Consider the following 15,311-nt stretch of genomic DNA (forward strand, 5'->3'; position numbering starts at 1 on the left):
CCTGCCGAGGCACACCCTGCCGCATGAGGGCGCCGGCACCCGCACCCCACGCACACCAGCAGCGTGAAGGCGTTCACCGCTCAGCGAGTCGCGCGACCGTTGCCTCTACGTCGGCCATCGTCAAGATGAACGTGTTCTCGTCGCCGGGGAGCGTCGAGAAGCCGAAACGCTCGTAGAACGACCGGGCTGACGGATTCGCGACGTGCGCGACCACCGCGACGGAGCCGACCGCCTGCGCCGCCCCGATCGCTCGCACCACCGCATCCTTGAGCATGGCGAAGCCGAGCCCCGTGCCTTGGTAGTCTGCGTGCACGGCAAGGCGGCCGATCAGGGTGACGGGCAGCGAAGGCGGCATGCGGTCCCACCCATCACCGAGATCGGCTCGCTGAACGGTGAACGCGCTGAGGCAGTAGAACGCAGCCACGTGACCCTGCTCGTCGATCGAGACGAAGGTCCTCGATGCTCCCCTTCGCTCGTTCTCGCGAGCGTGTTGACGAAGCCACTCATCGAGTCCGCGCGTGCCGCACCGGAAGGCAGCGAGGTCGTCGCGCGCTGCGACCGGCCGCGGAGCGGCGAAGCTCACTCGAACAGCGACTTCCGAGTCAGCAGCTCAGCGAGTCCGGCGCGCTCCGTGCCGGGGGCGTCGACGGCAGCGCTGAATCGCTCCCACGCCTCGGCTCCGAGCCGGATCTCGCGCTCGGCGCGGATGATCTCCTGCGTCCGCTCGATCACCGCGTCCCGAACGAACGCTGAGGTCGTCATGCCCCGAAGCGCGGCAGCGTGCTCCACCTGAGCCTTCTGCTCGCCTGGAATGCGCAGCTCGATGCGCTCTGTCGTGGTCATGTCGCGAGTGTACGGTAGATTTCCGTACGAGAGAGAAAATAATTCACAGGGACGCTCCGCTCGAAGCGGAACTCGTCGAGTCGCGAGGTTCAGGCCAGCGTGGGCTGCCTCATGGGAAGCAGCGCCTCCTCCAGCAGAGCCGCGAGATCACCCACCGCTCCCAACGGCAGCACCGCCGCCACGTACTGATCGGGCCGCACCAGCACCATCGCCCCATCACGCGACACCTCGCGAGCATCGAAGATGTCGGCGTCGAAGTCGGTGCCGACCGCCATCTTCGGCGCCGCCGGGAGGCAGTCGCGCGGGGCGATCGCGGCGTAGACCTTCTCGTAATCGGTGAGCTGCAGCTCGCCCACCCTGGGCAGGAAGAGCGGCGACACGGCGCCCAGGTCGACGTCCTGCCACGCCTCCTGCAGCACGACCTTCACGTCGAACACCGCATCCGCGTCTGCACCCGCGGGCGTGAACCGAGCCAGCACCTCGGGCACCTCCGACGCGAACGACGCGAGCGCCTCCCCCGACGCATCCGCGAACGCATACAGCCGCCAGCGCCCATCCGCGCGGTGGTGGTGGCCAAGCTGCACGAAGTTCGCATCCGCCACCCGCGCGACCGGGTACGACTTGAAGCGCTTGCCGATCGGGAAGCCGGCCGCGAGCGCCTGGTGCTCGCCGGTGCCGGTGATCATCGACGGCTCGTAGCGCGTGCGGAAGCCGTAGAGGAACTCGGCCTGGTCGACGTAGAAGCGCGTCATCTCGTCGGGGTCGGCGAGCTCGGCCGTCTTCTTCGCCATGAGGCTCGACCACTGCTTGTCGTAGTCGATGAGGTTCTGTGCGACGACCTGTCGCTCCGCCGAGTACGTCTCGAGCAGCGCCTCGGGGCTCTGGCCGGTGAGCACCGCGCCGAGCTTCCAACCGAGGTTGAAGCCATCCTGCATCGACACGTTCATGCCCTGCCCGGCCTTCGCCGAGTGCGTGTGGCACGCATCCCCCGCGATGAACACGTGCGGTGCGCGCTCGGCGCCGTCGGCATCCACCCCGTCGTCGAAGCGGTCGCACAGGCGGTGCCCCACCTCGTACACGGAGTACCAGGCGACGTCCTGCACCTCGAGCGTGTACGGCGCGAGGATGGCGTTGGCACGCTTTGCGGTCTCGTCGAGGGTCGTCGTGCGGATGCGGCCGGCATCGTCGGCCGCGACCTCGCCGAGGTCGACGTAGAAGCGCACGAGGTGCCCGCCCTCGCGCGGGATGAGCAGGATGCTGCCCGCTTGCGACTGGATGGCGCACTTCATGCGGATGTCGGGGAAGTCGGTGGAGGGCAGCACGTCCATGACGCCCCACGCGTGGAACGCCTGGTCGCCCTGCAGCTGCCGACCCATCGAGCGGCGCACGCCGCTGCGAGCGCCGTCGCATCCGACGACGTACTTCGCGCGGATCTGACGCGTCGGCCGGTCATCCTTCGTGGGGATGGCCGCCGTCGGCGGTGCCGTCGCCTCGTTCACCGCGAGCCGTGCCGCCTCGGCGTTGGCGCCGGTCGCGCGGGCGAGCGCCGCATCCTCCTGCTCCGTCGTCGCGCCGGAGTCGCGGATGCTGACGAGAACGGGATGCGTCGGGTGGTCGTCGCGCTCCTGCGTCACGAACTCGATGCCGAAGTCGGGCTCGATGCGCCCCGGACCCTGCAGCGCCGCCTCGGCGAAGTAGTCGAGCACGCGCGCCTGGTTGACGATGAGGTGCTCGAACTCGCTGATGCCGTTCGGGTCGTCGTCGGTGCGCTTCGTGCGGACGATGCTGCCGGGGTCGCTCTCGCTCGGCCCCCAGAAGCTCGTGCTCGTGATGCGGTATGCCTCCTGCGTGATGCGCTCCGCGAACCCGAACGCCTGGAACGTCTCCACGCTGCGGGCCTGGATGCCGTCGGCCTGCCCTACCTTGAGTCGCCCCGCGCGACGCTCGATGATGCGCGTCGTGACGGACGGGTACTGCGAGAGCTGTGCTGCGAGGAGCATGCCGGCCGGGCCGGAGCCAACGATGAGGACGTCGAGTTCATCGGGAATCGTCTGCGGGCGGTCAACGCCGGTGCCGCGGGCGGGCTGGATGCGGGGGTCGCCGGAGACGTACCCGTCGTGATGGAACTGCATCGGTCCTCGCTTCGACTGCACTGTCGCGCCTCACTGCGCGTTCTTTATATGAACGCATCGATCGGCTTTTGAGACAAGGCTAACGAGCCTTCAGCGGCGCGGCAACACCGTGGTGGCCAGGCCATCTGCCACCGGTTCGGTCTTAGCGAGTTGAGGCGTCCGGGAGCGCCTCGCTCCACGAGGAGGGGAGGCCGACGCCTCGGCTTGCCAAGCCGTCGACGCCGCTCAGGCGTGCACGGAGAGACTGAACCCCGACGCGCCATCACTTCGCACCGGAAACTCTCACCGGGCTTCGGTTAAGGTCACACCATGTCGCGTGTCAATGCCTCTCAACAGACCGCGAGGTGCTCGCCCGCCGGACAGCGGCAGAGCTGGGAGCGCAGGTGACTCCCGCATTCCTCACCAATCTCCGGCCGAAACTGGAAGAGCGCGGATGGTTGGTCCATGCACCTGGGGATGCTTCTCTCCCAGATCTCGTGTGCGTCGGCGAAGGTGGACTCCTTTGCGTCTCCGAATCTCGTGATCATGGCGATGGCGTCGTGTTCCTGAATCGTCAGGTCAGCAACCTCCGGCAGATCGACCCCTCACTCTCCCGAGTGATGCCGCATCGCGTCGCGGTCGCGAAAGAGGGGCGAAGCACGGTCGGCAAAGAAGTCGAACGCGATCTCTTTACGGTTCTCCATCTGATCGATCACTCTGCGCCGCGCCCGCTGCCCAGCGAGGCTCGAGGGGCTCTCGAAGCCCATTTGACACGAACGGCCGTGCACATCGACGTCCCCAGCCGAGGTGATTACAGCGACGCTCTTACTGCCGACCGCATGGCACATCGAGTCCGGCTAGATGCACAGCAAGCCGCGGGAGCGCTGGAGCCGGTTGACGATGTCTTGGTCGTGACTGGACCTCCCGGTAGCGGGAAGTCGTTGGTGCTCGCCGCACGCGCCCGCCATCTTGCTGAAGCGCATCCGGACTGGGACATCCGGCTGCTCTGCTTCAATCGTCTCCTCGTCCCGTATCTTGAGTCGCTCGTCGGCGACGTAGCGAACGTTCGAGTTCAGACTTTCGGCAAGTTTAGTCACTCGCTCGGGTATCGGGTCTCGCTCGGGGATGAGCTCGCAGCGAAGCGGGACGTCGACGCAATCGAGCCCCTCTTGCAACATGATCCGCAGATTGACGCGTTGCTCATCGATGAGTGGCAGGACTTCGCGTCGGCATGGACGCGATTCGCACTCGCCTCCGTCCGGCCGGGCCGGGGCGGAACGGTCGTCGCCGGTGATCCAGCGCAGGCGCTCTATCGAGATTCGACGCCGGTCGAGGGACTACGGGGAAGGTCACTTCGCCAACTGAAGCTGCAGCATTCCTACCGTTCCACTGCGCCCGTGATGCATGTCGCCGCGGCGCTCGTCGATCGCACGCCGACGGATGCCGAGTCTCTCGAAGGCGTCCCGGTGGATCTGGTGTGGTCACACAATGCCGCCGGGCAAGCAGATGCGGTCGCGCACGACGTCAAGAGGCTGGTCGAGAACGGTGTGCAACCCTCAGCGATCGGGGTGTTGGTGACGCGGAAGTTCCTCATGGGCAAGGTCCGCGGAGCACTGGAGGAAATCGGGGTCGAGGCCAGGTCCGTCTATGCGGACAATCACGGGGAGTTCTCACTCGTCGAGCCCAGCGTGAAGATACTGACCGTTCATTCGGCCAAGGGTTATGAGTTCGACGCCGTGTTCCTAGTCGGGTTGGAGCACCTGCCTCCACCCGACGACGCCCCGGAGACGACGCGCGAAGCAAGGACCGGCTTCGTGGGCGCGACGCGCGCTAGAGATCGGCTTGTGATCACCTACTCGAAGTCCAACCCCTACCTCGAGCGGGTGCGGGCTCTTCCAGCGGCCTCCATCCAGCCGTGGATTTGGCCCGACGACTTCCCGGGAGCGAACTGATGGCAACGTTGAAGGTCAAGGGTGACTACGAGGGCCCGGGGGAGCGGCGCACTGCGGAGTTCCTCGCCGAGCACCTCCCAAGTTCATGGACCATCTTCTTCGGTCGCAAGCTGCCCGGACCGGACCGTGCGGACACCGACTTCGTCATCGTCGGCGAGCGACTCGTGTTCCTCGTGGAGGAGAAGGCCTGGGGCCCTCGCGTCGTCCCGCATGACAGCTACTGGCAGGTCAAGGGAGAGTTCCGAGCGAATCCACTGAATCGAGTTGCGCAGCTCTCGCGGAAGCTCGCGGGCGAGTTCCGAAGGCTTAAGGGATTCGGTGCGCTGGGCAAGTCGCATCGTGTCATCCCCGCCGTCGTGCTGAGTCACCCGGACCTGCAGTTCGCCGCGGGCGCGAAGTTCCATGAGGGGGAGCGCGTGTGGCGATTGGACCGCGCGGCCGAAGAGCTCGCCGCGGCGGATGCGCAAGGCGTCTCGCCCCTCGGCGCCATGAAAGCGCCGATCGAGGCTTGGCTGGATGACCGCCCGAGGGCGGATCCAGCCAAGAAGGTGATCGGCCCTTACGACATTCAAGGCCGGCTGGCGTCGTCTGGGGGCGCGCTGGTCTACGACGCAGTCCACCGCGACACGAATCGCCGTGTCGAGCTCAAGACCTACCCTCGCGCCGAGCTGCGACGTTTCGGCGATCCGCATGAGTTTCTGGAGCGCGAGTCACGAGCGATCTGGGCACTGGAGGAGCTCGGCCGAACTTGGAAGGCCGACCCGTTCCTCGAGGACGAGACTGCTGACGTCTTCGCGGTGCCCCTCGTGCCTCCCGCGATCCGCCGATCACTCGACGTATCGCTCAAGGAACTCGACCCGTCTCGACCTGATGGGCGCCTCCCGGACGATGTTGCGCGCGAGGTAGTGCAGGACGCGTTTCGCGCGCTCGCCGATGTGCACGGACAGGGCGTTCTTCATCGAGCGCTACACCCGAGCCGGATCTGGCTCGGTCGGCAACTGCGTGTGATGTTCAGCGACTTGCACTTCGCTCGGATGCCCAGAGCACAGACGATCGCGCTCTGGGTCGAAGACGGAGACCGGTCCGACGACTATCGCGCTCCCGAGGTCGTCGTCTCGCTTTCGCAGGCGTCCGTCGCGTCGGACGTCTACAGCCTCGCGCTGTGCCTCATTACTTGGCTTTCTGGCAAGGGTGCGGATGACCTCACGACGGCCGCGATCGAAGAGGAACTGGCCGCTTGGGAGTGGGCTGCGCCACTGAGGGACAGCCTCGAGCAAGATCCGGCGCTGCGGCCGACGGCGGCGACCGTCGCCGACCGGCTGGCGGCGCCCGCGCTCGCTCTGCCCGACCCGTCTCAGGACCTTCCATCGCCCGACGTGTTCGACGAAGGCGAGCTGGTCGGTAACCGATGGCGACTCATCGAGCAGCTGGGTGCCGGCGGGTTCGGGACGACATGGTTGGCGCGCGATGAAGAGCTGCACGGCCGCCGTGTCATCAAACAGTTCCATAGCGAGAGCGCCGACGAGGTCTTGCGCGAGTTCGAGACGCTCGAGAAGATCCGTAATCGCTACTGCGCGCGCGTCTACGACGCGAAGCTCCAAGGCACCACGCCCTTCCTCGTTCAGGCATACGTGGAAGGCTCGCCGTTGAGCGGCAGCAGCATACGGACGAGCGATGAGCTCGTGGCTATTACGGAGTGTCTGCTCGAGGCACTCATCGAGGTGCATGAACTCGATCTTGTCCACGGCGACGTCACGCCGGGCAACATCATTGTGGACGCAGCCGGGGATGGGCGCGCGACACTCATCGATTTTGGTCTCACACGCCAGAGAGGCGCTCGACCCGGCGGCTTCAATCCATCTTTCGCGGCGCCTGAGACCGTGCGCGGCGGCCCGACAAGCCCGTCCAGCGATCTCTATGGACTCGCCGCGTCGCTCGGGTGGGCGATGCTGGGCCGCCACATGGCCGTGGTGGAAAGTGGCGGAAACGTCCGGTTCGACCCGCCAACCGAACTTGACCTCGAACTCTGGGATGCACACGGCAGGGTTCTGCTCGGACTCCTCTGTGAAGTCATTGACCCTTCCTCGGGGCAGCGTCCGCAGACCGCGACCGAGCTTCGTGGCCGCATCCGAGGCCGCCTAGCCGCCATCGACGATGCCCAGACACCAGACGATGCTCAGACGACTGCGCAAGACGAGGAGCCCGAGGCTGCGGAACCGCTGGCGGAAATCGCGAACCCGACCGTTGCGGCGATCCGGAGGTTGTATCGCGGTAGCACCGCAGGCAACGCCGGCAATCGTGGTCTCGACGACGCGTTCGCACGATCGACCTATGTGCCGACGTTGCTCGATGACGCACTCCTCCCTCGAGTCGTCAGAGGTGATCTCGACGTGGTGCTCTTGTCCGGCAATCCTGGCGACGGCAAGACCTCCGTGTTGGTCTCCATCGGGGACGCTCTTCGCAAGGCAGGCGCCGCTGAGGAGTTCGTCGATGACTCGGGATGGCGGCTCATGCTCAACGGTCGGGTCTTCAGCGCGGTCTACGACGCCAGCGAGTCGCATGAGGGCCAGTCCTCCGACGACCTCATGCGTCGCGCCCTCGAACCGACGACCGACCCGCTGGTGGAAGCGACGGCACTTATCGCCATCAATGACGGTCGGCTCATGCAGTTCTTCACCGACCACGAGGATGAGTTCGAGGAGCTCTCACTCGACGTGCGCTCGGCGATAAGCGGGGAAGGGGCTTCTAACCCACGCGTCGCGGTCGTAGACCTCAAGCAGCGATCTCTCGCCACGCTCGAACGTGAAGGGGGCCTCGCATCCCGAGCCTTGGCGGCGCTGACGAACGAGAACCTCTGGGACGTGTGCGGAGGCTGCAGCGCAAAGCACACTTGTCCGATCCTCGCCAGCCGCCAGGCACTCGACTCCGTCGACGGGCGTAGCGGGTTCGAAGAGCTCGTGTTGATCAGTCATCTTCGAAAGCAGCGCCGTGCCACATTCCGCGACCTGCGGTCCGCGGCATCCTGGCTCATCACCGGCGATCGGGACTGTCCGGACGTCCATGCCTGGCTCAGAGGCGAAAATGCTGAGGGGTTCGAAAGTGAATCGACGCTGGGCGACCTCGCGTTCGATCCGACGGCCGGCGACTACCTCATCGCCGAGTGGTCACAGATTGATCCAGCGCTGGTACCGGCTCCCGAGGTCGACCGTCTTCGACGCGTCCGGCGCCGCGAGGGCGGACGAGCGCCTGACGCGCAGAGCGCCGCGCGGCAGCTCTACTTCGCGCCCGCCGAAGGGCTAGATCGGACTATCGTGCGCCCCTACAGATACCTGGATGAGTTCGTCGCGATGCTGCAGGAGGACGATGAAAAGACCTCCCTGCGCCGCGTTCTCCTGGGGGCGAGTCGCATCGCTGGGGCCTACGGGTTCCAGGACTCAGGACTCGCTGTCGGGACGCGCTCGGTTGACGATGGATGGGCTGTCGTCAAGCCCGTGGATGCGTCCGAGTTCGAGCTGGTCACGCGGCGGAGGGGATCTCCGTTCATCGAAGCCGTTGCCGACTCAATTCAGCTCCGGCATCGCTCTGGCGCGTCGCTCGTCCTTTCCCTCGACATGGCCGAAGTGCTCCTGCGCGCTGCCGATGGTGAGCTCATCCGCGACCGGGGCGCGGATACAGTCGTCGTCGAACTTGAGCGATTCGCGAACCACCTCGCGAGGCAGGCGTCGTTCACGGCGCTGATCATCGACGCGGCTGGTGACGTGGCCAAGGCCGAGGTGCGGGACGACCTTTTGGCTTTGGGGGAGCAGTGAACTTCACGCTGCCGAGCGGCTCGAGTAGTCTCGCGTCCCTTGTGACCAGAGCGGTCATCAATGTCGAGCTCAACGATATCGACGTCGACCGGCTGATGACCCGCCTGTTCGAGATGGCCGTGAAGCGGGGTCGAGCGGCTTCATCGAAAGCTGATCCGGGCGGATTCGAGCGGCACCTATCCGCGCTACACAGTCATGCAAAGCTACGCGGGTTCGAGGGCGAGCGGGGGCGCGAGGTACTCGACGGCTGGCTCCGCACCTCGGTGCTCACCTTCGAGCGGGGCGGGCTACGCAGAGACCGCGCGCAGATGGGCTACTTGCGCCCGCTCACGCTTGCGACATACCGATCAGGTCTCCCAAAAACGGTGTCCAGGAACCGTACCGCTGACTCCCTCATCTACCGGAGCATGGTGTCTTGCCTCGTCGAGCAGGGCCAGGCGAACAGCACCAAGGCGATCGAGCAGCTCTTCGTCGACACGTTCGGTGAGGGAGTGGACGTGGGGGTGTCGCCCTGGCCGACACCGAAGTACGACGAGGTGACCCGGGTCGACATCGACCGGCTCCTGCAGCTGCGATTCCTCGAGACTTTCGAAGGCTCCGCCAACCTGGGGAAGGAGTGGAGCCTTGTCACTGCACCCATCCCGTGGATCGAGCGGCTCGTCGGCCGCGACGTCATCACGTTCCTGCAGCACTATGGGCCCACCACCCCTGCGCTCGAAGCCAACGCGCACCTCAGTGCCCTCATCGCGTTGCGTCTGTTTCAGCTGCCGCTGCTCTCGGCGCGATCTGTTCGCAGCCTGCTCACGACGCCCGAGAACGTCGGACCCCAGTCGCTCGAGACATACATTGACTTCACGAGGGAACGAGGCTCCGCCTCCGACAAGCTCTCGGCGCAGGCGGTCGTGCGAGATCTCGAGCTTCTCCGAACCTTCTTCGGTGATCGGGTCCTGCTGCACGCGGTCGCACAGATCCTTCCCATGGCGAAGTCACTGCCCGACGACCTCCCCGCCGACCAGATGCTGCGGCAGTCGGCCGCTGCGCTGAAGGACGATGACGTCAACATGTTGCTGCGATCACAACTCATGGTGATCAAGATGCAGCTCGACACACCCGAAGATCAGGCCGTCATCACCGAAGCACTCGCGACCTGGGGCGCCGATGGAGCAGCGGCGACTCGCGACGTCCTCGTAGCCGCGCTCGCTAAGCGGGGTCTGGAGAATCAAGTCAAGTGGTTCCACAACACTGGCGGCATACAGAAGGACTACGGCCTCCTGAGCGGCACGCTCCGCGCACGGTCAACGTGGCGCTACTCCCTCTCGGACGACGCTCTCACCGCCGTGTTGATGATGTGCTTCATCGACGAGGACGGGAAGTCGGTGATTGCCCGTCTGCCGATACGCGAGCTGCTTCGCCGCCTGGAGCTACGCTTCGGCCTCCTCGTCGAGCGTCCGCCTGCGGCAGCGGATTCCGCCGACGCTCGTTCGGGCGCGGCTGAGAACCTCGCAGCATTCACTCGAAGGCTTCAACTGCTCGGATGCTTCGAAGGACTCTCTGACGACTTCGCTGCTCAGTACGTTTCGAATCCAGGAAGGGCACGCCGATGACCGACGTGCGGTCGATGCTCGCGAACGAGCTCAAGGCTGAAGCCGAAAGACTCGTGGCGGGCCGCGAGGCGGGACACTGCGCCCGACTCGACGACATCGAGCTGACCCTCGCGCTCGATCTGGCACAGATGTTCGCCCGAGACGACCGTTTCCTTGTCGGTGTCTTGAGGGAGCACGCGTCAACACCAGTGGAGATGTCGGCGGAGCGCGCCATCGAGCTGCGTAATCGCAAGTCTGCCCCGCTGCTCCTTCTCGTTCCGGCAGGCGAGGGCCACGCAGCGAGTTCGCTCGATAACTCATTCGAGCGCACGCCGATGGTGCAGCTCCTGGACGCCGCCGCGAGGCGCATGCACCGGACCGTGAAGGACCCCGACGTCGCAGCCGGACTCGGCATCTTGCGACGAGCCAACGTGGCGGCGGGCCGCGAGGCTTGGGCCGAGTTTCTCGCGGCGGTGGCCGCTGTGCCGACGTTGGCAGGACTTGGAGCGAACCTGTGGAGAATCGGGCTCGTACCCGACGTAGGGGAGGACGTCCTCGACCGGCTCGCTTGGAATGCGCACGCCGTCGCGAACATCGCTCGTCCAACGCGTCCCGCAGCCTCCATCGATGAGCGCCTGAATGCAGCGGGCGTGCAGGAGGGCTCGTGGCGATTCCCCCTTCGCCAGTTCTTGGAGGCGCAGCGCGAAGGCCTGGTCGACCCGACTGTTTGGGCACGAGAACTCGTTCAGCATTCGAGCGAGCTCTCTTTCGAGCGCTGGGTCCGCGTCGAACAGGTCGAGGGCGAGCTGCAGCAGCTCGTCGTCGACCCGTTCCAGAAGGCGGACGGATCTGTGGAGAAGCGCGCGAAGTTGTCGATCGGAGGCGATGGACAACTGGTCCTTCGCGTCCCCGATGGAGGTGTCGGCAAGGTGACCGTGCACTGGCGAACCACGCCAGGAAGGTCCTCCGATGTCGAGCGATGGCGCCTGGACCTCGAGCGCACGGATACCGGGGGCGAGCTCGAAGCAGATGTCATCGCGTCGATCACGGTCAAGGGAGCTAACGGTTCTGGGACCCTATCTGTGCAAGGTTCGAAGGACGAGCTCCTCGACCTGCTCGCCGAGGGCTCGAGATTCCTGGTCCGCGTGACAGCCGTTGGCGAGGGCGGCCAGCTACTGATGCTCCGTGATGGCACACCGGCCACGGCCGAGAGCCAGGAGTTCGAAGTCGTCCTCGATGACGCGGAGGTCGCCGCGATCCGCAGGACAGCCACGACTAGCCTCGCCCACGGCGCGCTGCGTGCCGTCCTGGACGGCATTGATGACCTGACGGAGGACCTTCCGACATGGGACCTGGCAGGCCAGGCGTTCGGGGTTCGTCTCGGGAATCGCCGCGCGATCCAGGTTCGAGTGAACGAACACTTCATCGGTCTGCAGCGGCGAGCGACCGCGTCGCCGGAGCGCGCATTCCATGCGATCGCGAAAGCGACACGCGGCGGCTCCATCGAGACCATCGACAAGTCGTTCGAGCTGCAATTGCCGGGTGCCCTCAGGCGAGCGAGGACGGAGTTCCTCATGGCGCTTCGAGACGCAGCGCCACGTGACACCGTCGAGGCGGTGCAGTGGACTTCGGAGCTTCGAAAGCTCGCCCAGACGCTGATCGACTCGTACCGGCGTGCGCTGGATGGTGCGGATGCCGAGTCATCGCGCTCTCTCGCACTGTTGGATGCGGTTTCGATCGACCTCAAGCACAGTCGGCGCGACGTCCGCGCGGTGGCGCTGCTACCCATCCATCCACTCCGGGTCAAATGGTTGATGGAGCACGATGGCTTGGTCCGCGAGTGGGCCGACGAGCTGAGGGACCTGCCGATGAGGGGCGGCGCCCGTCGGTCTGCGGTGAATGAGCGGCTCGTCGAGCAGATCGTGCCGGCCAATCTTCCCTTCGTCGCGCTGCACCACTCTGGCGACGCGGCGCTGTACTTCGACGAGCTATCGTTCGGCACGGGCCTGTACCTCGTTCCGAGCGAGGTCGATACGGACGCCGCTGCACAGGCTGTCGCCACGGCGCTGGGCATGGTGCGCAAGACGGTCACACTCGGGGCGTCAGCACGAATGCTCGCTGATCGACTTCGCGCCTATGAGTCTGCTCATGACGTGGGCGCGGCAGTTCGGCTGCTCGCACTCAATCCGGGTTCCGGCGCTCTGCTGGCGGCGGCCCTCGAGGATCGCGTCTTGGCCGATCCGGACGCTCCGAGTCGGGCGAGCACTCCGCGGATGGAGGCCATCGCGTACACGGAGAGCGCATCGTATGTCGCGCCGCTTCCCGCGCTCACGGCGTTGCAAACTCAGCTGCGTGAACAAGGTGCTGGCAGAGGGGTGAACCATCTGGCGCCGCCCCTCGGCGTGTCGGTACGCGAAGTCGATCGAGTCTCGAGCGACGCGGCGGCTGCACACGTGGCAGTGATGCAGGACGTTGCACAGATGGCCATCGGCACGACCGAACTGTCGGATCGTCGACCGGCCCTCGATGGCCTCCTCGTGTCCTTGACGACGCGTTTCGAGCGCGCGGGCGACGAAGCCACGTGGTGGACGACCGCCGCGACGAACACCAACCGTGGAGCCGAGGACAACAGTCTGGCTCTCGCCCATGCAGCTCATCAGAAGGCGATTGGGCGCGCGCTCGGCGGGGCTGAGTCGCACGTCCCTTCGGTGTTCGTCTCGCTCGGCCGACGGAGCGAGGTAGCGGTGGCCAGCATGCACGAGCGGGCCGACTGGGTTGTCAGCATCGATCGATTCGTCGGCGCCAATCTGTTCGAAGAGGGTCTGAGTGAACCGTTCATCCTCGACTACGCTCCGGACTTCGTCGAAGGGATCGGCGAGCGGATGACGGTGACGACGACTCGACGCGATGAGGTCGAGGAGCTGTTGTCGGGAGCGATGCGAGAACTCGGCCTCGATCGAGTGGATCAGAGCGTGGGAGTCGCTCTTGATCACCTCAGCGTCGTGTCCGGCCGACTAGCCCTCCGCCTACTCCAGGACTCGACGCACGCCCGAGAAGCCGTCTCATTGGCTGCGCTCGTCCACCACCTCAAGGCTCGGGGCGAGCTCTCGAATACGATCGTTGTGCCAATCGACGCCCATCCTGAGATCTTCGGCGCCTCGGCAAGAGAAGAGGGTGGGCAGCGCTGCGACTTGCTCCTCGTGCGGCTTGGGCAGCGATCGTTCAAGATCGAGTGCGTCGAGGTGAAGTCGCGCAAAGAAGCAAGGCTTCCCGATGCGCTCGCGCAGATGATCGTTGGACAGCTCGACGAGACGCGCCGCCTGCTCTCCTCGCTCTACTTCTCAGATCCCCCGCGAGTCGATGCGCCACTGCAGAGGGCGCGTCTGGCGAGCTTGCTCCACTACTACGCAGACCGTGCCGCTAGTCATGGGCTCTTCGATCGAGACAGGCTCGTTGACGTCCACCAGTACATCGACCGTGTGGAAGAGTCGGGCGAGCCAGCCTCGATCTCGATGCGCGGTTACGTCGTCAGCCTCCTCGGCGACGACGGCTTCAAGAAGTCCTACGGGGACGTGCCGATCACCGTGCTGAACGCGCAGGACCTCGGCAAGCTCGGGTACACCTTGAGCGTCCCTATCGGACACGAACCGCGCCCGCACCCGAGCCACAACGAAGCAACTACGCCGGATCGCGTCGTGGCTCCATCAGGTCACGCGCCGACCATGGCGAACGATCCCGCCGAGGGAGAGGATCTCGCCTCGCCCGAGCGGACTGAGGGCGAAAAAGCCGTCAAGGCGCTCGCCGGCAGCGAGCCCAGCGTTCCTGCAAGAGAGTCGAGCGCTATGGCCACCGATATGGTCGACGAGACAGCGGCGGCGGAGGGCAACAAGGGCCAGGCCTCCATCCTTCAGCTTGAGGTCCAACTCGGCGAGGATGCCGGCGGGGAGCCCGTGCGATGGCGGGTCAGCACGAAGGGCAGCCCGCACGCGTTCGTCGTGGGCATCCCAGGCCAGGGTAAGTCGGTGACGACTCGCCACATCGTGCGCTCGTTCGCCGAGCAAGAGCTGCCGAGCTTCATCATCGACTTCCACGGAGACATGGCGAGAGAGGCGCCTGAGGGATCGGTCGTCGTCGACGCCGGAGTCGGGCTGCCCTTCAATCCATTCGACCCAGGCTCAGCTAGGTATGGACAGATCAACTCCATCGCCTGGGAGGTGGCCGAGGTTCTTGGCTACGTAGGGTCTTTGGGTCAGATCCAGAAGACCAACGTCTACAAGGCCCTGCAGAGCGTCTACGTGCAGCAGGGATGGCACGAAGACCGGCGAGGCGAGCGCGCCCCGACCGTCGCCGAGTTCAAGGCAGCGCTCGAAGACGTGGAGAGCGGCGGAGGCGCGAAGCACGCCGTCGCCAGGCTCCTGCCGCTCACGGACTTCGGCCTCTTCGCGTCCTCTGCTGATGGTGCATTCAACGTGCTCGACCCGGCGAGGCGGACCGTCGTGGTCGATCTCAGCACGGCCAACCAGGAGGACGTGCAGAAGTACGCTGCGTCGTTCTTGCTGCGACGTGTGTACCGAGACATGTTCTCCTGGCCGCAGGACGGCACCATGAAGCTGGCGGTCGTGCTCGATGAGGCGCACCGCCTTGCGGGCGACGTGACGCTGCCGAAGCTGATGAAGGAAGGCCGCAAGTACGGTGTCAGCGTCGTCGTCGCCAGCCAGTCCGCAGACGATTTCCACAAGGATGTGACCGCTAACGCAGGAACGAAGATCGTCTTCCGAACCAACTTCCCAGCATCGAAGGGGATCGCGGGCTTGCTGCGAGGCCGTAATGGGGTGGACCTCTCGCAGGAGATCGAGCGGCTGCCTGTCGGGTCGGCGTTCGTGGCCACGTCCGACGCCCCGCAGGCGCGACGCACATTCATGAGTCGCGGCACTGATTGGTAGGCAATGAGCGCCTCGACCAGCCAAGTGTCTCCACTTCAATGAGCTGCGTGAGGGCCGGGCCGATGGCAAA

At 65.7% G+C, this 15,311-nt stretch carries 7 protein-coding genes; 4 read left to right on the forward strand and 3 right to left on the reverse strand.

Annotated elements, in window-relative coordinates; genetic code table 11:
• Positions 1-73: 73 nt before the first annotated feature.
• The 3 genes from ACFQPP_RS01175 to ACFQPP_RS01185 all read right to left on the reverse strand — a co-directional run bounded on the left by ACFQPP_RS01175 (position 74) and on the right by ACFQPP_RS01185 (position 2,975).
• Positions 74-583 carry a GNAT family N-acetyltransferase gene (locus ACFQPP_RS01175; protein ID WP_376914646.1) on the reverse strand — a complete coding sequence of 170 codons (510 nt, stop codon included), beginning with the start codon at positions 581-583 and terminating at the stop codon, positions 74-76.
• Positions 580-843, reverse strand: coding sequence for a DUF1778 domain-containing protein (locus ACFQPP_RS01180; RefSeq protein WP_376914647.1), 264 nt, complete (start codon positions 841-843; stop codon positions 580-582). The genes ACFQPP_RS01175 and ACFQPP_RS01180 overlap by 4 nt, the downstream gene beginning before the upstream one ends.
• 89 nt (positions 844-932) lie before the next feature.
• Positions 933-2,975: an FAD-dependent monooxygenase gene (locus ACFQPP_RS01185; protein WP_376914648.1), complete on the reverse strand. Its 2,043-nt coding sequence runs from the start codon at positions 2,973-2,975 to the stop codon at positions 933-935.
• Between the two features lie 383 nt (positions 2,976-3,358).
• Here ACFQPP_RS01185 and ACFQPP_RS01190 point away from each other — a divergent pair, with 383 nt between their 5' ends.
• Genes ACFQPP_RS01190 through ACFQPP_RS01205 form a run of 4 tightly spaced genes read left to right on the forward strand, consistent with a single transcriptional unit; the run spans position 3,359 to position 15,241 of the window.
• Positions 3,359-4,906, forward strand: a complete 1,548-nt coding sequence (locus tag ACFQPP_RS01190) for a 3'-5' exonuclease (RefSeq protein ID WP_376914649.1) — start codon at positions 3,359-3,361, stop codon at positions 4,904-4,906.
• Positions 4,906-8,715 (forward strand): protein kinase, encoded by a 3,810-nt coding sequence (locus ACFQPP_RS01195; RefSeq protein ID WP_376914650.1) that lies wholly within the window; start codon positions 4,906-4,908, stop codon positions 8,713-8,715. The genes ACFQPP_RS01190 and ACFQPP_RS01195 overlap by 1 nt, the downstream gene beginning before the upstream one ends.
• Positions 8,712-10,319, forward strand: a complete 1,608-nt coding sequence (locus ACFQPP_RS01200) for a hypothetical protein (protein WP_376914651.1) — start codon at positions 8,712-8,714, stop codon at positions 10,317-10,319. The genes ACFQPP_RS01195 and ACFQPP_RS01200 overlap by 4 nt, the downstream gene beginning before the upstream one ends.
• Positions 10,316-15,241, forward strand: a complete 4,926-nt coding sequence (locus tag ACFQPP_RS01205; RefSeq protein ID WP_376914652.1) for an ATP-binding protein — start codon at positions 10,316-10,318, stop codon at positions 15,239-15,241. Before ACFQPP_RS01200 ends, ACFQPP_RS01205 begins: the two co-directional genes overlap by 4 nt.
• Positions 15,242-15,311: the final 70 nt, after the last annotated feature.

The sequence above is a fragment of the Agrococcus sp. GCM10030265 genome (assembly GCF_042666675.1).
Lineage (GTDB): Bacteria > Actinomycetota > Actinomycetes > Actinomycetales > Microbacteriaceae > Agrococcus.

Bases quoted from the DNA above. Each gene is read 5' to 3' on its own strand.
- ACFQPP_RS01180 (WP_376914647.1), bottom strand. From the start codon at position 843: ATGACCACGACAGAGCGCATCGAGCTGCGCATTCCAGGCGAGCAGAAG.
- ACFQPP_RS01205 (WP_376914652.1), top strand. From the start codon at position 10,316: ATGACCGACGTGCGGTCGATGCTCGCGAACGAGCTCAAGGCTGAAGCC.
- ACFQPP_RS01195 (WP_376914650.1), top strand. From the start codon at position 4,906: ATGGCAACGTTGAAGGTCAAGGGTGACTACGAGGGCCCGGGGGAGCGG.
- ACFQPP_RS01185 (WP_376914648.1), bottom strand. From the start codon at position 2,975: ATGCAGTTCCATCACGACGGGTACGTCTCCGGCGACCCCCGCATCCAG.